Below are 22,085 nucleotides of genomic sequence, written 5' to 3'. Positions count from 1 at the left end.
CGCCCGCCACGATTCCTAGCGTTGCCGGCATGTCAGTCATCGAGGTGCGCAACCTCCGCAAGCAGTACGGCGACCAGGTGGCCGTCGCCGACGTGTCGTTGAGCGTGGACGAGGGTGAGATCTTCGGGCTCGTCGGCCCGAACGGCGCGGGCAAGACCACCACCGTGGAGTGCGTCGAGGGACTCCGGACCCCGGATTCGGGGACGGTACGGGTGCTGGGGCTGGACCCGTACCGGGACCGCGCGGCGGTGCGGCGGAAGCTGGGCATCCAGCTCCAGGAGAGCCAACTGCCGGACCGGATCAAGGTGTGGGAGGCGCTCGACCTCTACAGCTCGTTCTATCCGCACCCGGCCGACTGGCGGGAACTGATGGACGAGCTGGGCCTGGCCGCCAAACGGAACACGGTGTTCGCGAAGCTCTCCGGCGGCCAGAAGCAGCGGCTGTCGATCGCGCTCGCCCTGGTCGGCAACCCGTCGGTGGCGATCCTGGACGAGCTGACCACCGGCCTGGACCCCCAGGCGCGGCGGGACACGTGGGAGCTGGTCCGGCAGGTCCGGGACCGTGGCGTCACGGTCGTGCTGGTGACCCACTTCATGGACGAGGCGGAGCGCCTCTGTGACCGGTTGGCGGTCGTCGTGGCCGGCCGGGTCGTCGTCGTCGACACTCCCCGCAACCTGATCGCCGGTGCCCAGGTGTCCGGCGTCGAACGGCCCACCCTCGAGGACGCGATCCTCTCCCTCACCGCCGCCAGGAGCAACCGATGACCGCCCTTTCCAAGATCACACGCGTCGAGGCGAAGCTGTTCCTCCGGGATCCGGTCGGTACGTTCTTCGCCGTCGCGTTCCCGGCCCTGCTGATCCTGGTGCTCGGCCTGGCCCTGCCGGGGACCCGAGACCCGTCGGAGGAGATGGGCGGCCGGCGTCCCGTGGAGGTCTACCTGCCGATCACCATGACGCTGGCCATCGCGACGGTGACGATGGTGACGCTGGTGGCCGTGGTGGCCAGCTACCGCGAGCGGGGCGTCCTGCGTCGGTTGTCGACCACCCCGGTCTCGCCGGCGGCGTTGCTCGTCGCGCAGGTGGCCGTGAACGTCGCCGCACTGCTCGTCGCCTGCGGCCTGGCCTGGCTGGTGGCGGCGACCGTCTTCGACGTCTCCCCGCCCGGCAACGCGGTCGGCTTCGTGCTGGCGTTCACGCTCGGGTCGAGCGCGATGTGCGCCGTCGCGCTGCTCGTGGCGGCGGTCACGCCGAGCGCCCGGGCCTCGTCGGGGGTCGGCCAGTTGATCTACTTCCCGATGATGTTCTTCGCGGGGGTGTGGACGCCGGGGCCGCAGATGCCGGACCTGGTGCGGAAGATCGCCGACTTCACCCCGCTGGGCGCCGCGTCCCAGGCCCTGCAGGACGCCTGGGCGGGTTCCTGGCCCATGCTGTCGCACCTGGCCGTGATGGCGGCGTTCACCGTGGTGCTGGGCGGGTTCGCGGCCCGCTACTTCCGCTGGGAGTGATCCGCCGTCGCGAGCGGCACGGCCGCCGACGACGTCGACGCAACGGGGGCCGGCGTCGTCGGACGGTCCCGGTCGGCGGCCAGCCGCGCCGCGTCTCGCCAGCACCGACGCGGTGATCCGGTACGCCTGCACCAGCCGGGCGGTTCGTCGTTCCGGTCTCCTCCCTGGTAGAACTGTACCGTCGGGACGGTTTAGTTCTAGGGAGATGCGGATGAGTGCGGCGTTGAGCCCCACGCGTCGCTGGGCGTCACTGGCCGTGCTGGTGGGCGCCGTGTCGTTGCTGGCGATCGACGCGACGGTGCTCTACCTGGCCGTACCGTCGCTGACCGCGGAGTTGTCACCGACGGCGACGCAGGTGCTGTGGATCGGGGACATCTACTCCCTGGCCCTGGCCGGTCTGCTGGTGACGATGGGTAACCTGGCCGACCGGATCGGCCGGAAGCGGTTGTTGCTGATCGGCTCGGCTGCGTTCGGGCTGGCCTCGGCGCTGGCGGCGTTCGCCCCCTCGGCGGAGGCGCTGATCGCGGCCCGTCTGCTGTTGGGTGTTGCGGGTGCGACGATCATGCCGTCGACGCTGTCGCTGATCCGGAACATCTTCACCGATCAGATCGAGCGGACGCGGGCGATCGCGATCTGGTCGGCCGCGGCGGCGAGTGGCATCGCGCTCGGCCCGCTGGTGGGCGGGGCGCTGCTGGAGCACTTCTGGTGGGGCTCGGTGTTCCTGATCAACCTCCCGGTGATGCTGCTCGTGTTGATCGTCGGCGGGTGGCTCCTGCCCGAGTCCCGCAACCCCGACCCCGGCCGGTTCGACCTGGTCTCCAGCGGGTTGTCGATGCTGACGATCATCCCGTTCGTGTACACGATCAAGAAGCTCACCGGGGGCGCGTTCGGCGTCACCGCCGCCGTCGCGATCGTGGCGAGCGTGGTCGGCGGGGTGCTGTTCGTGCGTCGCCAGCGGCGGGTCGACTCGCCGATGATCGAGGTGGACCTGTTCCGCAATCCCGCGTTCAGCGGGGCGGTGCTGGTGAACTTCATCTCCGTGTTCGCCCTCAGCGGCGTCCTGTTCTTCTTCTCCCAGTACCTCCAGCTCGCCCGCGAGCTCAGTCCCCTGCGGGCGGGACTGGCGCAGCTGCCCGCGGCGGTGGCGGCGATGGCCGCGGTCGCGGCCGTAGGGTTCCTTCTCACCAGGCTCGGGCGGGGACGAGCCATCGCCGTCGCCCTGCTGACCGGTGCTGTCGGGCTGGCGATCCTGGCCGCGCTGGAAGGCAGTGAGCAACTGGGCTGGGTGCTGCTCGCCGTGGTCCCGCTGGGCCTGGGGATCGGCGTGGCCGAGACCCTCAGCGTCGACGCCGTGGTCTCCGCGGTCCGCCCGGCCAAGGCCGGCGCGGCGGCGTCGGTCGCGGAGACCGCGTACGAGCTCGGCGTCGCCCTCGGCATCGCGATCCTGGGCTCCGTCATCACCGTGCTCTACCGCTTCCACCTCGCCCTCCCTGCGGATGTCGCCGGCGGGGCTGCGACCCGGGCCGAGGACTCCCTGGCGGCGGCCAGCACGGTCCTGGCGCCCGGCAGCGCGGCGCTGGAGGCCGCGCAGGAGGCGTTCGTGTCGCCATGCAGGCAACTACCCTGATCGCGAGCGCGGTCATGGTGATCGCCGCGATCGTGGCCTTCACGCTCATCCCGAACCACAAGGACGCTGCGCCAGCGGAGCACTGACCCTCCCGGGTTCGTGACCGGAGGAGAAAGGACGTCGACATGGCACGGACCGCTGGGCGCAGCGCAGCCGAAACGAGACGGCTCATCCTGGACGCTGCCGCGCGTCTCATCAGCAGGCATGGCACCGCGGTGCCCGTCTCGGACATCGCCGAGGCAGCCGGGGTGTCCAAGGGCGGTCTGCTCTACCACTTTCCCAACAAGGAAGAACTCCTCGGTGGTCTGGCCAACCATCTGATGGGCCAGTTCCGACACGACGTCGAACAGGTCGCGGCCGAGGAGGAGGAAGGAACGCCGGGCAGGCTCACGAGGGCGTACATCCGCGCGAGCTTCGCCCACGCCGGCGACCTCACCGGGCTACGCGACTACATCGCCCTCGCCGCGCATCTCATGTTCGAACCCGGCCTGGAGGCGTTCGCACAGCAGGACGCGCAACAGTGGCGTGAGGCTCTCCTCGACGACGGCCTCGAACCCACGATCGTCCGCATGGTCATCGCCGCCGCGGACGGCAGCAACAGCGCACCGCTGTGGGGCGCCATCCTCGACGACGCCGACCGCGACCAACTGGAGGCGGACCTGATCGCCCTCACCTACCGCGACCACGTCCAGGTCGCCTCGCGGAAGACCGACATCTGACGGCCCGCCGACGGTTCCGCGTCGGTGTGGGTGGCGAGTTGCCGATCGGCGGGCCGACCAATTGACGTGGTGCGGCCGGCGACGTCCTGGTAGGAAGGCGTCCATGCGTACCGTCGTGGAGCCGCTGCGGGCACGGCCGCGGCCGGGTGACCAGATGGACCGGTTGTTCGCGGGCGGCTGGCCGGCGTTCATCACGGCCGACCGGCAGGCCGGCCGGTACCTCGGCCGCGTGCGGGAGGTGTTCGCCGACCTGGAACTCGTGCTGCTCGACGGCGACGGCGACCTCGTCGCGGCGGGGTGGGCGGTCCCGATCCGCTGGGACGGCGACCCGGCGCACCTGCCGGAGGGCTACACCGACTCCCTGCGCCGCGCGGTCACCGGCCACGACCGCGACGAGGAACCCGACACCCTCGTGGTGATGGCCGCCCAGGTGCGTTCCGACAGGCGTGGCCAGGGCCTGGCCGGCGACCTGCTCACGGCGCTGCGGTCGGTGGCCGAGCAGCGTGGTTGGTCGCGGGTGATCGCCCCGGTGCGGCCCACCCTCAAGGCCCGTTACCCGCTGACCCCGATCGAGCGGTTCGCCGCCTGGACCCGGGAGGACGGCTCCCCGCTCGATCCCTGGCTGCGCACCCACTGGCGGCTGGGTGCCCGGCCGATCGCCATGGTGCCCCGGTCGCAGACGATGACCGGCACCGTCGCCGAGTGGCAGCAGTGGACCGGTATGGCCTTCCCCGACAGCGGCGACTACGTCATCCCCGACGGCCTCAGCCTGCTGCGCGTGGACCTCGATCTCGACCAGGGCACCTACGTCGAGCCGAACGTGTGGGTCCAGCACCGCTGAGCCGCGGTCGACGCCGGGTCAGGGCGCGAGGTGGGCGCCGAGGCGGCGGACGGTCTCGGCGGCGGCGACCGCGTCGCTGCGGGCGCTGCCGTGCCGGCCGTCGCTGCTGTACATCGTCGCGTCAGCGGTGAGCGGGTGGTCGGTGAGCCGCACGTGCAGGGTGCCGAGCCGTTCCGCGAGGGCCCCGGTGCGCGCGGAGAGCCGCCGCATCCGCTCGCCGAGGCCGGCGCGGTGCCGCTCGGGCACGGCGGGGCTGAGCGACACGTCGAACATGCCGACGGTGATCACGTCCGCCCCGGCGGCCTGAAGCGCCTCGATGATCGCGGTCAGCTCCGCGTCGACGGCGTCCGGGTCATAGCCCCGCCCGAAGGCGTCGTTGCCGCCGCAGACCACCAGCGCCAGGTCGGGGCGGAAGGCCAGCGCCGGGGCGAGCTGGGCGGCGCGCACCTCGTGCGCCCGCAGCCCCCGCAGGCCCAGATTGAGGTACGCCAGCTCCGGCCGGACGGCCCGCAGCTCGGCGGCGATCCGGTCCGCCCACTGCACGTCGGGATAGCCGTCGACGGGCTCGCAGAGCCCCTCGGCCACGCTGTCGCCCAGCACCGCGAAGCGCCGCCACGGGTGGTCGCGCAGCAGCGCCGCGCTCTCCCCGTCGCGCAGGCACCAGGGATCCGTCGCCTCGGTCAACGTCGATGGCATGCCGGCACGCTAGCCGACGTCCGGGGGCCGGAGAAGGGCCTGGCGGACTGACGCGACGCTACGGTCGGTCGGCGCCCGCCTCCGGCAGACCCAGCGCGATCCGGCGTACGTCCTCCCGCGTGGCCGTGTTCCGGCCCTACGCCCGGCCCACGACACCCGGTGCCCGCTCGGCCGGCGCCACCGTCGACCGTGGCCGCAGGCCGGGCAGCAGCGGCAGCAGGGTGACCACGAGGGAGAACGCCGCCATGACCAGCAGGGCGGGGGCGAGGCCGAGCGCGGTGGCCGACCAGCCGCCCAGCAGCGCGCCCAGCGGCAGGCCCGCGAACGCCAGCGACCCGGCCAGCCCGATCACCCGGGTCTGCAGGCCGGCCGGCACCCGCTCGTAGATCGCCACCCCGAGCAGCGGGTTCACCGCCGCGATGCCGATGCCGGAGGCGAACGTCACCGCCAGCACCACCGCCAGCTCCTCGCTCAGCGCCAGGACCAGCAGGCGCGGGGCGCCGCCGAGCGCCGCGCCGACCACGAAGGTCAGGTACCGGGGCAGCCGGGGACCGTACGCCGTGAACAGCAGGTTGCCCAGCAGCGCGCCGGCCGAGAACGCGCCGAGCACCAGGCCCAGCCCGGCGGGGCCGTGCAGCACGTCGGCCACCCAGAGCGGGATGTAGACCGCGACGCTCGCGTTGACCACCATGTTCAGCGCCGAGATCACCAGCAGCATGGTCAGCAGCATCCGGTCGCGGCCCAGGTGGCGGAACCCGCCCGCGAGCGCGCGCAGGTAGCCCTCCGGGGCGGCCGGTGCCTCCGGGGCGGCCGGCGGCCGGACCAGCAGGCCGACCAGCAGGGCGCAGGCGGCGAAGCTGGCGGCGTCGATGAGGAGCGCCTGCGTCACCCCGAACCACCAGACGAGCAGCCCGCCCAGCCCCGCGCCGAGCAGGGTGACCAGCCGGCCCAGTCCGTCGTAGACGGAGGTCAGCCGGATCAGCCGTACGCCGGCGGCCTCGGCGGCCGGGCGGAACATCACGTGCTTGACCCGGTCGCCGACGCCGCGCAGGGCACCCACCACCGCGACCAGGGCGAGCAGCGCACCGAAGCCGAGCCACGGGGTGAGGGCCACCGCCACCATCAGGGCGGCGCTGCCGGCGTCGGCCAGGATGGACGTGCGGCGCAGCCCGATCCGGTCCGCCCACGGGGTGCCGAGCGCACTGGAGAGCAGGTAGGGCAGCATCTCGGCGGCGGCCACCGCACCCATCTTCGCCGGGCTGCCGGTGGTCTCCAGCACCAGCCAGGGGATCGCCACCACCGAGATGCGGCTGCCCAGGTTGGAGATCAGGTCGGCGGCGACCAGGACGGTCAGTTCCCGCCGGGGGGTCACGCCAGGCTGCCGATCGACGCCTCCGGGTGCTCGACCGACGACGGATGGTCCGCGGCGTACCGGGCCCGCAGCGCGCGCTTGTCCACCTTGGCCGAGCGGTTGAGCGGCAGTCGGTCGACGAACTCCACCCCGCCCGGCGCCCAGGTGTCGCTGAGTTCGGCGGTCACCAGGTCGATCAGCTCCAGGGCGGTCACCGTCGCGCCGGGCGCCGGCACCACGTAGGCGTACGGCAGCTCGCCGGCCGCCTCGTCCGGCACGCCGATCACCGCCGCCGCCCGTACCTGCGGGTGTCCCGCCAGGACGTCCTCTATCGGGCGGCAGTGGATCGGCCAGCTGCGCCGCCGGGTGAGGATCCGGTCCTGCAACCGGTCGACGAGGTAGAGGTAGCCGTCGGTGTCGAGGTGCCCGACGTCGCGCGTACGGACCCAGCCGTCGACAAGCGTCTCGGCGGTCAGCTCGGGCTGGCCGTGGTAGCCGGCGAAGCGCAGGCCGGTGTGCACCCACACCTCGCCGTTCTCGCCGGGCGGCAGCACCGTGCCGTCGTCGGCGCGGATCTCGACGCGCACGTCGCCGTAGGGGCGCCCGCAGGAGCGCAGCCGCTGCGGGTGCGCCGGATCGTCGGTCAGCCCCGGCAGGGCGGTGACGACGACGGCCTCGCTGAGGCCGTACACGATCCGCAGCACCGGGCCGAAGCGCGCGATCGCCTGGCGCAGCCGGGCGGGCGCGGCGGGCCCGGCGCCCACGTTGAACATGAACATGGCGGAGAAGTCCGCGCCGTCGAGGGCCGGGTGGTCGAGCACCTCGTAGAGCATCGGCGGCGTGACGAATGTGGAGTTGATGCGCTCCCGGTCGACGGTCCCGATGAACCGCGCCGGGTCCCAGCCGTCGCGCGGGAACAGCACCCCGCCGGTGAAGAGGTTGAACAGCGTGGTGATCTGGCCGCTGGCCAGCCACATCGGCGAGTGCGACAGGTGCCGCAGCGGCGGGTGCCCGGCGGCGCGGAAGTCGGCGGCCAGGGCGAGGATCTGGGCGTAGAAGCTCTCCCGGTGGTGCACCAGCTTCGGGGTGCCGGTGGTGCCGCTGGTCTGCAGGAACGACTCCGGCGCCGGCACGTCGGCCGGCAGCTCGACCGCCCCGGCGCGCGCCGCCGCGGCGAGCAGGTCCGGGCCCGCGCCGCCCGGGCCGAGGCAGAGCACGGGTACGCCGGACAGCCCGGCGGCCAGCTCCGGGCCGAGGCCGGCCGGGTCCCGGGCGTCGAAGACGAACGCGTCGGGACGGGCCAGCCGGACGAACTCGTCGACCTCCCGGCGGGACGTCACCGGGGCGATCCACATCGTCCGGCAGCCCAGCAGGTGCAGGGCGAGCTGCACCAGGGGCCCCTCCACCGGGTTGCCGAGCGCGAGCAGCACCGCCTGCCCCGGCCGTACGCCGTGCCCGAGCAGCGTCGCGGCCAGCCCGCGTACCCGCGTGGCGACCTCGGCGTAGCTGAGCCGGTGTCCGTTTCCGACCAGCGCCTCCCGATCGCCGAAGCCCGCGAAGAGCTCCAGCGCCCGGTGCACGTAGCCGGCCCGTCGTTCCGCTCGGTCGGTCATCCGACAGCCCCCTCGCCGCAGAAGTGTGGCCGTGTGCCGGGCGGCCCGGCACGGCGCGGCGGCCGGGCGAGCGCACCGCCGCCGACCGTGAGCGTAGGTACCACCGACTGTCACCGGACAGAGCCTGAACGGCGCTCCGGGCGGACCGGAGGACATTTGATCGCGTCGATCAGGTCGATTGACGGTCGTGAAACGGGACGGCTAGGTTTCTGGACCATCGTCCAGGCGGTGCCGTCAGCGGACGGCCCTGGACTGCCAACGATGGAGGTTCAATGTCGACTCCGAAGAGATGGCATGTCATCACGGCCGCGGCCACCCTGCTCGTCGCCGGCGCCCCGGCGATGGTGGCCAGCGCCGGTCCGGCGGACACCGGGGCGTCCCACCAGCGCACGGTCTGGGCTGGCAGCTGGGCCGCCGCGGTCACCAGGGGAAACGCGACCGGCCTGACCAACACCGGCCTCAACGACCAGAGCGTACGGATGGTCGTGCACACCACCGTCGGCGGAGAGCGGTTCCGGGTCCGGCTCAGCAACTCCTACGGCGAGCAGGCCGTCCGGGTCGGCCGCGCCACCGTCGCGAAGCCGAACACCGCGACCCCCGACGACCTGTCCGACATAGATCCCTCGACCCTGCGGACGCTGACCTTCGGCGGCGCCACCACGGCCACCATGAACCGGGGTGCCGAGCTGGTCAGCGACCCCGTCGCGCTGCCCGTCGGCGACCAGCAGGACCTCGTGCTGACCGTGCACTTCCCGACCCCCACCGGGCCCGTGACCTTCCACGGCCAGTCCCGGCAGACCAACTTCATCGGCGCCAGCGACCTGACCTCCGCCGCCGGCGGGGCCGGGTTCACGATCCGACCGAACTGCTGCTGGTTCTTCCTGTCGGGCATCGACGTGCAGCGCCGGCACAGCCCCGGCTCGGTGGTGGTCTTCGGCGACTCCATCGCCGACGGCAACGGCAGCACCGTCAACGCCAACAAGCGCTGGCCCGACCTGCTCGCCGACCGGCTCATCGACGCCCGCCCGGACGTACGCACCCCGGGGGTGCTCAACCTCAGCCTCGCCGGCAACCGGCTCAACCATGAGGGCCCCGAGCCCGGGGCGGGCGGCTTCCCCGGCTACCACGAACTCGGCCCCAACGCCCTGGCCCGGCTCGACGAGGACGTCTTCGCACAGACCGACGCCCGGACCGTGATCACCCACCTGGGCATCAACGACGTCTGGATGTCGGGCGACTCCGCCGAGCAGATCATCGCCTCGCTGCGGCAGGTCAACCAGCAGGTGAAGGCGCGCGGCCTGCGCAGCCTCGTCGCCACGCTCACCCCGTACGAGGGGCACGGCAACCCGGGGGTGTGGACGCCGGAGAAGGAGGCCACCCGGCAGGCGGTGAACGCGTGGCTGCGCGGCAGCGACGAGTTCGACGGGCTGCTCGACTTCGACCGGGTGCTGCGCGATCCGGCGCAGCCGGGCCGGCTGCTGCCCGCGTACGACTCGGGGGACCACATCCACCCGAACGACGCCGGCAACCAGGCGCTGGCGGACGCCGTACCGCTGCGACTGCTCGGTTTGTGACGAGCGGCGCGGGCGGCGGGCCCTCCGCCGCCCGCGCCGCCGCAGAGAGGGGCCTACCGACCGTGGACGTCACGCAGCTGCTGACCCGCCTCTACAGCGACGAGGGCCGGCAGGACCCGTACCCCTGCTACGCCGCCCTGCACGCGCTGGGGCCGGTCAGCCCGGTGCCGGCGCGCGCGGAGCACCGCTCGGTCGCCGCCGTAGCCGTCGGCTACGACCTGGTCAGCCAGGTGCTGCGCGATCCGCGGTGGTACAAGCAGGCCCCGCCGGACTGGCAGGAGCAGGAGGTGCTGCGCACCCTCCAGACCTCGATGATGTTCGTCAACCCGCCGCAGCACACCCGGATGCGGGCGGCCTTCGCGAGGACCTTCACGCCGCGCCGGCTCGCCGCGCTGGAGCCGATCGTGCACCGGGTCGTCGACGGGCTGCTCGACCGGATGGCCGACGCCGGCGACGCCGACCTCGACTTCGTCGCGGAGTTCGCGTACCCGCTGCCGGCCCTGGTGATGGCGGAGTTCATCGGCATCCCCGCCGGGGAGCTGGACTTCTACCGGCAGCGGGTGGAACGGATCGACGAGTTCCTGGACGTGGCGGGACAGACCCCGCAGCGCCTCGCCGCCGCCAACACCGCTGCCGCCGAGCTACGCGACTTTTACGCCGGCCTGATCGCCCACCGACGCCACCGGCCCGGCGACGACCTGATCAGCGCCCTGGTCGAGGCGGTCGACGCAGGCGACGTGGAGCTGACCGTCGACGAGCTGGTGAGCAACCTGATCGTGCTGTTCAACGCCGCCTTCGTCACCACCGTCTACATGTTCTCCAACGGGCTGCCGCTGCTGCTGGCCCACCCCGACGTGGCCGCCGCGCTGCCGGGCGACGACGCGTTGACCCGGGGCACGGTCGAGGAGATCCTGCGGCTGGAGGCGCCCGTGCACTTCCTGGCCCGGGCCGCGCCCCACGACAGCGAGGTCGGCGGGGTGCCGGTCGGGCAGGACCGCAACGTCCTGCTGATCCTCTCCGCCGCCAACCGGGACCCGGCCCGCTTCGCCGACCCGGACCGCTTCGACCCGCGCCGCACCGGGCCGCCGCCGTTGGCCTTCGGCGCCGGACCGCACTTCTGCCTCGGCGCGGCGGTGTCCCGGCTGGAGGGTCGCCTCGCGCTGCCCCGGCTGCTGGCCCGCTTCCCCGGGCTCACCCTCGCCGAGACGCCGACGTACAGCGGCAGCCTCTTCCTGCGCGGCGTCGACAGGCTGGCCGTACACACCCGAGGAGGACCCGCGTGAGCATCCATCCGCAGGTGGCGGCATACCGGGCCGCCCGCGAGGCGGCCGGCACCCCGCCGCTGTACACGCAGAGCCTGGCCGAGGCGCGCGCCGCCGACCTCGCCGCGATCCGCGCGGGCGGCGGCGCGGTCGAGCCGGTGCACGAGGTACGCGACACGCGCGTGCCCGGCCCGGCCGGCGACCTGCCGGTGCGCGTCCACCGGCCGGCGGAGGAGGGGCCGCTGCCCACCCTGGTCTACTTCTTCGGCGGCGGGTGGACCCTCGGCAGCGTGGACACCGCCGACGGCATCTGCCGACGGCTGGCCAACGCCGTGCCCTGCCAGGTGGTCACCGTCGGCTACCGGCTGGCCCCGGAGCATCCCTTCCCCGCCGCCGTGTACGACTGCCACGCGGCCACCCGGTGGATCACCGAGAATTCGACGCAGTTCGGCGTCGACCCGCTGCGCGTGGCGGTCGGCGGGGACAGCGCCGGCGGCAACCTCGCCGCCGCCGTCACCCTGCTGGCCCGCGAGCGCGGCGGGCCCCGGCTCGCCGCCCAGCTGCTGGTGTACCCGAACACCGACCAGAGCGCCGACACCGAAACCGACGCCGAGGACCCGCTGCTGTTCAACCGTCGCTCGGTCGCCTGGTACCGGGGCCACTACCTCGCCGACCCCGCCGACGCGCGCCACCCGCTGGCGTCGCCGCTGCTCGCCACCGACCTGACCGGCCTGCCGCCCGCGCTGGTGATCACCGCCGAGCACGACCCGCTGCGCGTCGAGGGGGAGCGGTACGCGCACCGGCTGCGCGAGGCCGGGGTGCCCACCACCCTCACCCGGTACGCCGGCATGATCCACGGCTTCTTCGCCATGCCCGCAGCGTTCGACGACGGCCGCCGCGCCCAGGACCAGGCTGCCGCGTTCCTGCGCGGCCGGCTCGCCAAGCCGGGCGGCGACGCGTCGGGCGCCGGCGGGAAGGGAGACCGGTGATGGTGGAGGGCGTACTGCCGAAGTCGGACCTGCCGGTGGCGCAGCCGTCGCCGGCCAGCCTGGCCGACTTCGCGGGGCCGGCCCGGGCGGCGCTGCCACCCGACGTGTGGGACTACGTCGACGGTGGCAGCGGCGCCGAGACGACGCTCGCCGCGAACCGCCGCGCGCTGGACCGGGTGGCCGTGCTGCCCCGGGTGCTGCGCGGCGTGCACACCCCCCGCACCGGGGCGCGGCTGCTCGGCGCGTCGTACGCCATGCCGGTGGCCGTGGCGCCCATGGCGTACCAGCGGCTCGTGCACCCCGACGGGGAGCTGGCGCTGGCCGCCGCCGCCCGCGCGGCCGACGTGCCGTACGTGGCCAGCACCCTGAGCAGCGTGCCGATCGAGCAGATCGCGGAGACCGGCGCGACGGTCTGGTTCCAGCTCTACTGGCTGCGCGACCGGGGCCTGGTCGCCGACCTGTTGGAGCGGGCGCACGCGGCGGGCTGCACGGCGCTGACGGTCACCGTGGACGTGCCGATCCTCGGCCCGCGGCGGCGCGACGTGCGCAACGCGTTCGCCATCCCGCCGCACGTCGTGGCGGCCAACCTGCCGGCCGGCCGGGACGACCTCGCGCACACCGCCACCCCGGGGGTCTCCGCCATCGCCGCGCACACCGGCGAGGTCTTCGCGCCCGCGCTGACCTGGGCCGACCTGGAGTGGCTGCGCGGCCGTACGGCCCTGCCGCTGGTGGTGAAGGGCGTGCTGGACCCGCGCGACGCGGAGCTGGCGGTGGCCGCCGGCGCGGACGCCGTGGTGGTCTCCAACCACGGCGGCCGGCAGCTCGACGGGGCGCCGGCCACCGCCACCGTGCTGCCCGAGGTGGTGGCGGCGGTGGCCGACCGGTGCGAGGTGCTGCTGGACAGCGGCGTGCGCGACGGCGTCGACGTGCTGCGTGCGCTCGCCCTCGGCGCGCGGGGGGTGCTCGTCGGCCGGCCGATGCTGTGGGCGCTCGCCGCCGGCGGCGAGGCCGGGGCGCGTACGGCGCTGGCGCTGCTGGCCGGCGAGTTCCGCGACGCTCTCGCGCTGGCCGGCTGCGCCGACCCGGCGGCGGCCCGCGAGCTGCGCGTGATCAGGGAGGGCTGACCGGTGGCGGAGACGGTGGACCTGCGCGTGGCCGACCTGCACCCGGCGGTCGACGACCCGGCGCTGAACTCGATGAACTTCCTCAACGAGGTGGCCCAGCACTACCCCGACGCGGTGTCGCTGGCGGCCGGCCGGCCGTACGAGGAGTTCTTCGACGTCGGGGCGCTGCACCGGCACCTGGAGAGGTTCCGCCGGCACCTGGCCGACGACCTGGGGCAGAGCCCCGCGCAGGTGCACCGGACGCTGTTGCAGTACGGCCGCACCAAGGGCATCGTGCACCACCTCGTCGCCCGCAACCTCGCCGTCGACGAGCAGCTGACGGTCGACCCGGAGGCGATCGTGGTGACCGTCGGCTGCCAGGAGGCGATGTTCCTGGTGTTGCGGGCGCTGCGGGCCGACCCGCGCGACGTGCTGCTCGCCGTCGCCCCGACGTACGTGGGGCTGACCGGCGCCGCCCGGCTGCTGGACCTGCCGGTGCGGCCGGTGCGGGGCGGCCCCGCCGGGATCGACCTGTCCGACCTGCGCGAGCAGGTGCGCCTCGCCCGGGCGGCGGGGCTGCGCCCGCGCGCCTGCTACGTGATGCCGGACTTCGCCAACCCGTCCGGAGCCAGCATCGGCCTGGCCGACCGGCGGCGCCTGCTCGACCTGGCCGCCGAGGAGGACCTTCTGCTGCTGGAGGACAACCCGTACGGTCTCTTCCCCGCCGCGGAGCCGGGTCGGCCGCCGACGCAGTCGGGTCGGCCGCCGACGCTCAAGGCGCTGGACACCGCGCGGCGGGTGGTCTACCTGGGCTCGTTCGCGAAGACGGTGCTGCCCGGCGCGCGCGTGGGCTACGTGGTCGCCGACCAGCGCGTCGCCGGCGCCGACGGCACGGTGGGGCTGCTCGCCGACCAGCTCGCCAAGATCAAGAGCATGGTCACGGTGAACACCTCGCCGATCGCCCAGGCGGTCGTCGGCGGGGCGCTGCTGGAGCACGGGTGCAGCCTCGTGGCGGCCACCGTGCGGGAACGGGCCGCGTACGGGCGCAACCTGCGCCACCTGGTCGACGGCCTGGCCCGGCGCTTCCCGGCGGGCACCTCGCCGGTGCGGTGGAACGTCCCGGCCGGTGGGTTCTTCGTCGTGGTCACCGTGCCGTTCGGGGTCGACGACGCGCTGCTGCACCGTTCCGCCCGTGGGTACGGCCTGCTCTGGACGCCGATGGCGCACTTCTACGACGACGGCGCCCCGGTCGACGCGCTGCGGCTGTCGGTCAGCGCCGTGACCCCGGAGCAGATCGACCTCGGGCTGGACCGGCTGGCCGCGCTGGTCGCCGACGAGACGGCCCGCCGGGCGGCGAACGCCGAGGTGGGATGACACAACGCGTTCACCGCATGGCAAAGCGCGACTGCCCGTGTTTCGCCGTCCTGGGTGGACACTCATAATGGACGCCATGGTCGCCTGGGAGTACGCGTTGCTGGTCCGCCGTTATCAGGGGCAGGGCCGCGCCTTTCACGTCAGCTTCACCTGGTACGGCCCGGACGGGTCGCGCCGGGACATCACCGCGTACGGCGACACGGCGATCGCGCACCTCAACCGGGCCGGCCGGGAGGGCTGGGAACTGGTCTCCGCCGCCGAGGACGTGAACAACGTCCAGGGCAGCACCGAGGTGCACCGCTACCACCTCAAGCGGCCGGTGGCCTGACGCCCCGGCCCGCCCTCCCGCCCCGGCTCCGGCCCGGGCCGGCCGCCGGCTGTCGGTCACGTGCCGCGGGCGCGGCGGTGTTGCTACCGTTTCCTCCCGCCGCCGCCGACCGGTAGCCCGCCCGGGTGCCGGCGCGCCGCGGCGGGAGGGAGCAGCCGTGGCGGCAGGAGAAGGCGCGGCCGGGTCGGCCCGGTTCGTCGTCGGCGTCGACTTCGGCACCCTCTCCGGCCGGGCGGTGGTGGTCGACGTCGCCGACGGCGCCGTGCGGGGCGAGGCCGTCCACCCGTACCGGCACGGGGTGATCAGCGAGCGGCTGCCCGACGGCACGCCGCTGCCACCGGACTGGGCGTTGCAGCACCCCGACGACCACCGCGAGGTGCTCCGCGTCGCGGTGCCCGCCGCGCTGCGCGCCGCCGGGATCCGGCCCGGGGACGTGTGCGGCATCGGCGTCGACGCCACCTCCTGCACGATGCTGCCCGCCCTCGCCGACGGCACCCCGCTCTGCGAGCTGCCCGACCTGGGCGGCCGGCCGCACGCGTACCCGAAGCTGTGGAAGCACCACGCGGCCCAGCGGCAGGCCGCCCGGATCAACGACGTCGCCGCCGCGCGCGGCGAGCGTTGGCTGCCCCGCTACGGCGGCCGGGTCTCCGCCGAGTGGCAGCTCGCCAAGGCGCTGGAGGTGCTGGAGGAGGACCCGGCGGTCTTCGACCGGGCGGAGCGCTTCATCGAGACCACGGACTGGCTGGTCTGGCAGCTCTGCGGCCGGGAGACCCGCAACGTCTCCGCCGCCGGATACAAGGGGCTGCGGCAGGACGGGCGGTACCCGTCGGCGGACTTCCTGCGCGCCCTGCACCCCCGCCTCGACGGCCTGCTGCCGCGCGTCGACGGTCCGCTCGTGCCTGTGGGCTCCCGGGCCGGCGGGCTCACCGCCGCGGCCGCCGCGTGGACCGGGCTGCCGGTCGGGACCGCCGTCGCGGCGGGCGCCATCGACGCGCACGTCACCGCCGCGGCGGCCCGCGCCGTCGAGCCCGGCCGGATGCTCGCGGTGCTCGGCACCTCCACCTGCCTGATCATGAACGCGGCGGCGTACCGCGAGGTGCCCGGCGTCTGCGGCGTGGTCGACGGGGGCGTCACCACCGGGGCCTGGGGCTACGAGGCGGGACAGAGCGGGGTCGGCGACATCTTCGCCTGGTACGCCCGCACCGCCCTGCCGGCCGGCTACGCCGACGAGGCGCGCCGCCGGGGGATCAGCCCGTACGAGCTGCTGGACACCCTGGCCGCCGACCAACCGGTGGGCGGGCACGGGCTGCTGGCCCTGGACTGGCACAGCGGCAACCGCTCGGTGCTGATGGACCACGAGCTGAGCGGCGTGCTGGTCGGGCTGACCCTCGCCACCCGCCCCGAGGAGATCTGGCGGGCGCTGCTGGAGGCCACCGCCTTCGGCGCCCGGACCGTCGTCGACGCGTTCACCGCCGCCGGGGTGGCCGTCGACGAGCTGACCGTGGCCGGCGGGCTGACCGGCAACCGGCTGCTGCTGCGGATCTACGCCGACGTGCTCGACCGGCCGCTGCACGTGCTGGACTCCGCGCACCCGGCGGCGCTGGGCGCGGCCATCCACGCGGCGGTCGCCGCCGGGGCGTACCCGGACGTGCCGGCCGCCTCGGCGGCGATGGGCGCCGGCCGGCGCGAGACCTGGCACCCCGATCCGGCCCGGGCGGCGGCCTACGACGACCTGTACGCCGAGTACCGCGCCCTGCACGACCACTTCGGCCGTGGCGGCACCGACGTCCTGCACCGCCTCCGCACCCTCCGCCACCGCTCCCACCCCCACTGACCCGCCCCACCCTGCCCCCTCGCCTCACCAGCGCGTCGATCATGCAGTTGTGGTGGGCCGCAGGACGGCATCAAGGCGGATGAAACGGGCACCACAACTACATGATCGACGCCGCATTGGGCGATGCCGCGCGGGTCAGTGCCGCGATGGGGCGGGGCGGGGCGACGACGACCCCGCTCGGCGGGGCCGGGCGGGGGCGTCGGGGTGGCGCGGATCAGCCGAGGTCGACGGCCGGGTAGAGCGGGAAGCCGCTCAGCAGGTCGCTGGCCTGCTTGCCGATCCGGTCGGCGACGGCCGGGTCGAGGACGTACTTGGCCTTGGACGGGGTGCCGTCCGGGTTGGCGCCCGGCTTGGTCTGGCTGAGCACGGTGTGGATCAGCTCGGCCGTCTCGTCCATCTGCGCCGTGCCGAGGCCCCGGCTGGTCAGCGCCGGGGTGCCGATCCGGATGCCGGAGGTGTACCAGGCGCCGTTCGGGTCCTGCGGGACGGAGTTGCGGTTGGTGACGATGCCCGAGTCGAGCAGCGCCTGCTCGGCCTGCCGGCCGGTCAGCCCGTAGCCGGAGACGTCGATCAGCACCAGGTGGTTGTCGGTGCCGCCGGTGACCAGGGTGCCGCCGCGCCGCAGCAGCCCCTCGGCGAGGGCCTGCGCGTTGTCGACGATCCGCTGGGCGTAGTCGGCGAAGTCGGGGCGGCGGGCCTCGGCGAGGGCGACGGCCTTGGCGGCCATCACGTGCGGCAGCGGGCCGCCGAGCACCATCGGGCAGCCCCGGTCGACCTGGTCGGCCAGTTCGGGCTGGCAGAGCACCATGCCGCCGCGCGGGCCGCGCAGCGACTTGTGGGTGGTGGTGGTGACGATGTGCGCGTGCGGCACCGGGTCGAAGTCGCCGGTGAAGACCTTTCCGGCGACCAGGCCGGCGAAGTGCGCCATGTCGACCATGAAGGTGGCGCCGACCGAGTCGGCGATCTCCCGCATGATCCGGAAGTTGACCTTCCGCGGGTACGCCGAGTAGCCGGCGACCAGGATCAGCGGCTTGAACTCGCGGGCCGCCTCGGCGACCTTGTCGTAGTCCACGAGGCCGGTGACCGGGTCGGTGCCGTAGCTGCGCTGGTCGAACATCTTGCCGGAGATGTTCGGCCGGAACCCGTGGGTGAGGTGGCCACCGGCGTCCAGCGACATGCCGAGCATCCGCTGGTTGCCCAGCTCCCGGCGCAGCGCGAACCAGTCCGCCTCGGTGAGGTCGTTGACCTGCCGCACCTGGGCCTTCTTCAGCGCCGGCGACTCCACCCGGTCGGCCAGGATCGCCCAGAACGCCACCAGGTTGGCGTCGATGCCGGAGTGCGGCTGCACGTACGCGTGGGCGGCGCCGAACAGCTCCCGGGCGTGCTCGGCGGCCAGCGCCTCGACGGTGTCGACGTTCTGGCAGCCCGCGTAGAAGCGGCGCCCGACGGTGCCCTCGGCGTACTTGTCGCTGAACCAGTTGCCCATGGTCAGCAGGGTCGCGGGGGAGGCGTAGTTCTCGCTGGCGATGAGCTTGAGCGACTCGCGCTGGTCGGCGAGCTCGGCGCCGATGGCGTCGGCCACCCGGGGCTCGACGGCGCGGATCACCTCGAGGGCGCTGCGGAAGGCGGTGGATTCGGCGTTCAGCGACATGCGACCTCCAGTGACGTGCGGAAGGCCCAGGCGCTCGGCATGCGTCCTCATGACGGGACCGCTTCCCGATGGTTCTCCATCCCTACGCGCCAGTCACGGCCCGCGCCGATCCTACCGGGTCGACCTCGGCGGTTCCCGGCCCACCTCGCCCCGGCGGCGGGCCCCGGCGGGGTGGGCGGTGCGGACGTGGGGTGACCTCGCTGATGCCGGGGCCGACCGACACGGAGTTCTTCGACCGTGCCGAGATGGCGGACACCCGGGTCGGCTCGGGACGCAAGGACGATCCGCGCACCGTGGCCGGGCAGGGCTTCGCGGCGATGCTGCGGGGCGACCAGACGGTGACCGCGGGTTCGCTGCTCAACAAGGTGCAGACCGCCGCCGGCAGGATCGTCCCGGACAAGCTCATGGCGGCGCAGCACCGCAGGATGGCCGAGCCGGGCTCCGGCAGCTGACCCCTTGCGGGGCCCGGCGGCGGGTCGTACGGCCCGCCGCCGGCACGGAGGCCTCGCGGCCGGGCGCGCCGCTGCCTAGGATCAGCGGCATGGCGGGGGAGGACGGCGAGGGCGGTAGCCTGCTCGCCATCAGCGACCTGCACGTCGGTCACCGGGGCAACCGGGAGGTGGTCGAGGGGCTGCGCCCCGCGTCGCCGCAGGACTGGCTGCTGGTCGCCGGGGACGTGGGCGACACCGTGGCCGACGTGGAGTGGGCCCTCGGCCTGCTCAGCCGCCGGTTCGCGAAGGTCGTCTGGGCGCCGGGCAACCACGAGCTGTGGACGCCGCCCGCCGACCCGGTGGCGCTGCGTGGGGCCGCGCGCTACGCGTACCTGGTGGACGCCTGCCGGCGGCTGGGCGTGCTGACCCCGGAGGACCCGTACCCGGTGTGGCGGGGGGTGGGCGGTCCGGTGCTGGTGGCGCCGCTGTTCCTGCTCTACGACCACAGCTGGCGCCCGGACGGGTTCGACACCCCGGAGGCGGCGCTGGAGGAGGCGTACCGGACGGGGATCGTGTGCACTGACGAGTTCCTGCTGCACCCCGACCCGTACCCGAGCCGGTCGGCGTGGTGCGCGGCCCGCGTCGCCGAGGCCGCGCGCCGGCTCGCCGAACGGGAACCGGGGCTGCCGACGGTGCTGGTCAACCACTGGCCGCTGCTGCGCGAGCCGACCCGGGTGCTGCGCTACCCGATCTTCGCCCAGTGGTGCGGCACCGAGTTGACCGCCGACTGGCACCTGCGCTTCGACGCCGCCGCGGTGGTCTACGGCCACCTGCACATCCCCCGTACCACCTGGCACGACGGGGTGCGCTTCGAGGAGGTCTCGGTGGGCTACCCGCGGGAGTGGCAGCCCCGGGCCGCGCCCCCGGCGCTGCGGCGGATCCTGCCCGCGCCCCAGGCGTGACGACGGGCCCCGGCGCACCGGGGCCCGTGGAGGTCCGTCCGCTCAGGCCGTCACGGCGTCCAGCGACTTCTTGATCGCCTTCGGGTCCGTCGGCTTGCGCGGCGCGTCTGCGCGCAGCGCGATCATCCGCTCGCCGATCTCCTGGAGCTGCTTACGACCGAGGGCCTCGCGCACCTTGGGGAACCACTCCTGCTCCTCCTCCTCGACGTGGTGCAGGACGTTCTCGATCAGCACCGTGGTCTTGGCGTTGAAGCGCTCGTCGCCGGCGTCCATGGTGAACAGCTCGGCGCAGAGCACGTCGGCGACGTGGTGCTCCTCGTACGACTCGAGGATGTCGTCCTCCAGGTCGGGCAGGAGCTTGCGGACCTCGGGGTACATCACCTCGTTCTCGAGGTAGGTGTGGACCGTGAGGGCTTCCAGGATCTCGTTCACCAGCTTCTGCCGGCGCGCCGCCGGACCCTCCTCGGCATCCTGGAACGCCTTGAACAGGCGGCGCATCTCCTTGTGGTCCTCTTTCAACAGGACGATGGCATCGGTGGACACCGTTGACCTCCTCGCTCGGCTGACGACTTCTCCCGTACCCCCGGGGTGAGCAGCCAAAACGGGCAGGGCCCGGCGGTGAACCGCCGGGCCCTGCCACTGTCGTGCCGTGGTGTCAGCGCACCACGTTGTACGCGTTGACCATGCCGGAGCCGTAGAAGCCGTTGCGCTTGCCGCCGGAGCAGGTCGCGTCGTAGGCGTTCGGGCCGGCGGCGATCAGCGGCACCGGGTTGTAGACGCCGCCGGGGCACGAGATCGCCTCGGCGGTGTTGCCCAGGAAGGCCGACAGCTGACCGGGCGCCATGCCCGGGTGCGCCGAGACGGCCAGGGCCGCCACGCCGGCGGCGTGCGGCGAGGACATCGAGGTGCCCTGCTTGAAGCCCCAGCCGTTGGTCTTCGTGGTGGTGTTGTAGGTGGTGGACAGGATGCCGTCGGTGGAGGTCGAGCTGGCACCCCGGGTGCGGAAGCGGGTGTCGCCACCCGGCGCCGTCACCTCGACCACACCCTGGCCGTAGGAGGAGTAGTAGCTCTTCTGCCCGGTCGGGCCGACCGCCGACACGGTCACCACGCCCGGCGCCTCACCCGGCAGGATGAGGCAGGAGTTGGTGAGGTTCTCGCGCTCCTCGGGCGTCCCGTTGTTCGGGCTGCCCGTGTCGGTGATCTTGTGGGCGAGGTCCCAGTTGCTGTTGCCCGCGGACGCCACGTGCAGCACGCCCTTGCCCTGCGAGTAACGCAGGGCCCGCTGGACCGCCTTCCACACCGGACGCTGGCGCGCGTCGTTGCGGCAGTTGAGCTGCCACGGGTCGATGTAGTAGCTGTTGTTGGTCACCTGCATGCCCTGCTCGGCGGCCCACATGAACCCGCAGACCGCGGCCTCCGGGTAGATGTAGCCGTCGTCGTTGACCACCTTGACGGCGGCCACCTTGACGCCCGGGGCGACCCCGGTCACGCCAACGCCGTTGACGGCGGCGGCGATGGTGCCGGCCACGTGGGTGCCGTGGTCGGAGGTGGTCGGGTTCCAGGCGGCCTCGGTGGTGTCGGTGACGCCACCGATGCAGGACGTGCTCTTGTTCTTCGCGATCTGAGTGGCCAGATCGGGGTGGCTGGACGAGATGCCGCTGTCCAGTACGCCCACCACCACGTCGGCGCGGCCGGCGTTGACGGCGTGGGCCTGCGGGACGTCGATCATCGGCATGTCCCACTGCTGACCGAAGAGGGGCTCCTTGGTCGGGTCGGCGGTCGTGTTGGCCGCCTCGGCCGCGGAGACCTCCAGGGTCTCGCCCTCGTCGAGGGCGCTGCCCAGGCCGGCCGTGGACGCCACCGAGTCGACGCCCGCGCCCGCCACGTCCGTGACGAAGTCGGGGTTGGTCGACCGGACGACGAGCACGCCGATCTGGTCGTAGCTGGCCACCACGGTGCCGTTGGCGGCGGCCACGCGGGCGGCCGCCTTGTCGGTCTTGGCACCCTGCGGGGCGAGGACCAGGAACGTGGTGTCCGGGCCGGCGGCCGACGCCGCCGGGGCCACCCCGCCGGCGACGGCGAGGCCGACGCCGAGCGTCACGGCGGACGCGGCAGCCAGTGTCTTGCGACGGAGGTTCTTCACACAGACTCCCAGGGGCTGTTTCCAGCCGGGGTACGCCCCCTGGCGGGGAGCGGCCGGCGGGAGGAGGGCGGGACGCCCGCCTC

Annotated in this window: 18 protein-coding genes, 2 pseudogenes and 1 riboswitch; of the genes and pseudogenes, 14 read left to right on the top strand and 6 right to left on the bottom strand. The window is 73.8% G+C overall.

What is annotated here, in order from left to right; all coding sequences use genetic code 11:
- Positions 1–29: 29 nt before the first annotated feature.
- From ACGFNF_RS06340 to ACGFNF_RS06320, 5 genes and pseudogenes are all read left to right on the top strand, one after another.
- Positions 30–734: pseudogene (locus tag ACGFNF_RS06340) on the top strand (ABC transporter ATP-binding protein); the annotation flags it as partial.
- 26 nt (positions 735–760) lie between these two features.
- A complete protein-coding gene (locus ACGFNF_RS06335; RefSeq protein ID WP_357576281.1) occupies positions 761–1,504 on the top strand; it encodes an ABC transporter permease in 744 nt (247 codons plus the stop codon).
- A gap of 211 nt (positions 1,505–1,715) precedes the next feature.
- Positions 1,716–3,131, top strand: coding sequence for an MFS transporter (locus ACGFNF_RS06330; protein ID WP_393166179.1), 1,416 nt, complete (start codon positions 1,716–1,718; stop codon positions 3,129–3,131).
- A 125-nt stretch (positions 3,132–3,256) separates the two neighbouring features.
- Complete coding sequence (locus ACGFNF_RS06325; RefSeq protein ID WP_393166177.1) at positions 3,257–3,850, top strand: TetR/AcrR family transcriptional regulator; 594 nt, start codon at positions 3,257–3,259, stop codon at positions 3,848–3,850.
- A 103-nt stretch (positions 3,851–3,953) separates the two neighbouring features.
- On the top strand, positions 3,954–4,691 hold the full coding sequence (locus ACGFNF_RS06320; protein WP_357576278.1) for a hypothetical protein: 738 nt from the start codon (positions 3,954–3,956) through the stop codon (positions 4,689–4,691).
- Between the two features lie 18 nt (positions 4,692–4,709).
- On the opposite strand, the gene ACGFNF_RS06315 is transcribed toward ACGFNF_RS06320, so the two are convergent.
- The 3 genes from ACGFNF_RS06315 to ACGFNF_RS06305 all read right to left on the bottom strand — a co-directional run bounded on the left by ACGFNF_RS06315 (position 4,710) and on the right by ACGFNF_RS06305 (position 8,351).
- A complete protein-coding gene (locus ACGFNF_RS06315; RefSeq protein WP_357576277.1) occupies positions 4,710–5,387 on the bottom strand; it encodes an SGNH/GDSL hydrolase family protein in 678 nt (225 codons plus the stop codon).
- 136 nt (positions 5,388–5,523) lie between these two features.
- Positions 5,524–6,759, bottom strand: a complete 1,236-nt coding sequence (locus tag ACGFNF_RS06310; RefSeq protein ID WP_357576276.1) for an MFS transporter — start codon at positions 6,757–6,759, stop codon at positions 5,524–5,526.
- The gene (locus ACGFNF_RS06305; RefSeq protein ID WP_393166175.1) at positions 6,756–8,351 is read right to left on the bottom strand and encodes a class I adenylate-forming enzyme family protein; all 1,596 of its coding nucleotides are present in this window, start codon (positions 8,349–8,351) and stop codon (positions 6,756–6,758) included. Before ACGFNF_RS06305 ends, ACGFNF_RS06310 begins: the two co-directional genes overlap by 4 nt.
- A 299-nt stretch (positions 8,352–8,650) precedes the next feature.
- On the opposite strand from ACGFNF_RS06305, the gene ACGFNF_RS06300 reads away from it, so the two are divergent.
- The 7 genes and pseudogenes from ACGFNF_RS06300 to ACGFNF_RS06270 all read left to right on the top strand — a co-directional run bounded on the left by ACGFNF_RS06300 (position 8,651) and on the right by ACGFNF_RS06270 (position 16,815).
- Positions 8,651–9,925 (top strand): SGNH/GDSL hydrolase family protein, encoded by a 1,275-nt coding sequence (locus ACGFNF_RS06300; RefSeq protein ID WP_357576400.1) that lies wholly within the window; start codon positions 8,651–8,653, stop codon positions 9,923–9,925.
- Positions 9,926–9,987: 62 nt separating this feature from the next.
- On the top strand, positions 9,988–11,208 hold the full coding sequence (locus ACGFNF_RS06295) for a cytochrome P450 (RefSeq protein ID WP_357576274.1): 1,221 nt from the start codon (positions 9,988–9,990) through the stop codon (positions 11,206–11,208).
- Complete coding sequence (locus ACGFNF_RS06290; protein WP_357576273.1) at positions 11,205–12,176, top strand: alpha/beta hydrolase; 972 nt, start codon at positions 11,205–11,207, stop codon at positions 12,174–12,176. The genes ACGFNF_RS06295 and ACGFNF_RS06290 overlap by 4 nt, the downstream gene beginning before the upstream one ends.
- Positions 12,176–13,300 (top strand): alpha-hydroxy acid oxidase, encoded by a 1,125-nt coding sequence (locus ACGFNF_RS06285; RefSeq protein ID WP_357576272.1) that lies wholly within the window; start codon positions 12,176–12,178, stop codon positions 13,298–13,300. Before ACGFNF_RS06290 ends, ACGFNF_RS06285 begins: the two co-directional genes overlap by 1 nt.
- Positions 13,249–14,653 (top strand): annotated as a pseudogene (locus ACGFNF_RS06280) (PLP-dependent aminotransferase family protein). Before ACGFNF_RS06285 ends, ACGFNF_RS06280 begins: the two are co-directional and overlap by 52 nt.
- Before the next feature lie 67 nt (positions 14,654–14,720).
- Positions 14,721–14,981 (top strand): hypothetical protein, encoded by a 261-nt coding sequence (locus ACGFNF_RS06275; RefSeq protein WP_132234668.1) that lies wholly within the window; start codon positions 14,721–14,723, stop codon positions 14,979–14,981.
- Between the two features lie 157 nt (positions 14,982–15,138).
- The gene (locus ACGFNF_RS06270) at positions 15,139–16,815 is read left to right on the top strand and encodes a ribulokinase (RefSeq protein WP_393166172.1); all 1,677 of its coding nucleotides are present in this window, start codon (positions 15,139–15,141) and stop codon (positions 16,813–16,815) included.
- A 214-nt stretch (positions 16,816–17,029) separates the two neighbouring features.
- On the opposite strand, the gene ACGFNF_RS06265 is transcribed toward ACGFNF_RS06270, so the two are convergent.
- Positions 17,030–18,466, bottom strand: coding sequence for a glycine hydroxymethyltransferase (locus ACGFNF_RS06265; protein WP_357576268.1), 1,437 nt, complete (start codon positions 18,464–18,466; stop codon positions 17,030–17,032).
- Positions 18,467–18,483: 17 nt separating this feature from the next.
- A riboswitch (ZMP/ZTP riboswitch) is annotated at positions 18,484–18,573 on the bottom strand.
- 84 nt (positions 18,574–18,657) lie between these two features.
- Here ACGFNF_RS06265 and ACGFNF_RS06260 point away from each other — a divergent pair.
- On the top strand, positions 18,658–18,918 hold the full coding sequence (locus ACGFNF_RS06260; RefSeq protein WP_393166170.1) for a hypothetical protein: 261 nt from the start codon (positions 18,658–18,660) through the stop codon (positions 18,916–18,918).
- Between the two features lie 89 nt (positions 18,919–19,007).
- Positions 19,008–19,859 (top strand): metallophosphoesterase, encoded by an 852-nt coding sequence (locus ACGFNF_RS06255; protein ID WP_357576266.1) that lies wholly within the window; start codon positions 19,008–19,010, stop codon positions 19,857–19,859.
- A gap of 42 nt (positions 19,860–19,901) precedes the next feature.
- Here ACGFNF_RS06255 and ACGFNF_RS06250 read toward each other — a convergent pair whose 3' ends face one another.
- Both ACGFNF_RS06250 and ACGFNF_RS06245 read right to left on the bottom strand, forming a co-directional pair.
- A complete protein-coding gene (locus tag ACGFNF_RS06250; protein WP_132234652.1) occupies positions 19,902–20,402 on the bottom strand; it encodes a hemerythrin domain-containing protein in 501 nt (166 codons plus the stop codon).
- 112 nt (positions 20,403–20,514) lie between these two features.
- On the bottom strand, positions 20,515–22,002 hold the full coding sequence (locus tag ACGFNF_RS06245; RefSeq protein WP_357576265.1) for a S8 family serine peptidase: 1,488 nt from the start codon (positions 22,000–22,002) through the stop codon (positions 20,515–20,517).
- Positions 22,003–22,085 lie beyond the last annotated feature (83 nt).

The sequence above is a fragment of the Micromonospora sp. NPDC048868 genome (genome assembly GCF_043198195.1).
GTDB lineage: Bacteria > Actinomycetota > Actinomycetes > Mycobacteriales > Micromonosporaceae > Micromonospora > Micromonospora reichwaldensis.
Note: the sequence above shows the minus strand (reverse complement) of the source record. Positions and strands in the feature narration are given on the sequence as shown.

What these genes read in the sequence shown, in the direction of transcription:
- ACGFNF_RS06335 (WP_357576281.1), top strand. Translation starts at nt 761, where the DNA reads ATGACCGCCCTTTCCAAGATCACACGCGTCGAGGCGAAGCTGTTCCTC.
- ACGFNF_RS06330 (WP_393166179.1), top strand. Translation starts at nt 1,716, where the DNA reads ATGAGTGCGGCGTTGAGCCCCACGCGTCGCTGGGCGTCACTGGCCGTG.
- ACGFNF_RS06325 (WP_393166177.1), top strand. Translation starts at nt 3,257, where the DNA reads ATGGCACGGACCGCTGGGCGCAGCGCAGCCGAAACGAGACGGCTCATC.
- ACGFNF_RS06320 (WP_357576278.1), top strand. Translation starts at nt 3,954, where the DNA reads ATGCGTACCGTCGTGGAGCCGCTGCGGGCACGGCCGCGGCCGGGTGAC.
- ACGFNF_RS06315 (WP_357576277.1), bottom strand. Translation starts at nt 5,387, where the DNA reads ATGCCATCGACGTTGACCGAGGCGACGGATCCCTGGTGCCTGCGCGAC.
- ACGFNF_RS06305 (WP_393166175.1), bottom strand. Translation starts at nt 8,351, where the DNA reads ATGACCGACCGAGCGGAACGACGGGCCGGCTACGTGCACCGGGCGCTG.
- ACGFNF_RS06285 (WP_357576272.1), top strand. Translation starts at nt 12,176, where the DNA reads ATGGTGGAGGGCGTACTGCCGAAGTCGGACCTGCCGGTGGCGCAGCCG.
- ACGFNF_RS06275 (WP_132234668.1), top strand. Translation starts at nt 14,721, where the DNA reads ATGGACGCCATGGTCGCCTGGGAGTACGCGTTGCTGGTCCGCCGTTAT.
- ACGFNF_RS06265 (WP_357576268.1), bottom strand. Translation starts at nt 18,466, where the DNA reads ATGTCGCTGAACGCCGAATCCACCGCCTTCCGCAGCGCCCTCGAGGTG.
- ACGFNF_RS06255 (WP_357576266.1), top strand. Translation starts at nt 19,008, where the DNA reads ATGGCGGGGGAGGACGGCGAGGGCGGTAGCCTGCTCGCCATCAGCGAC.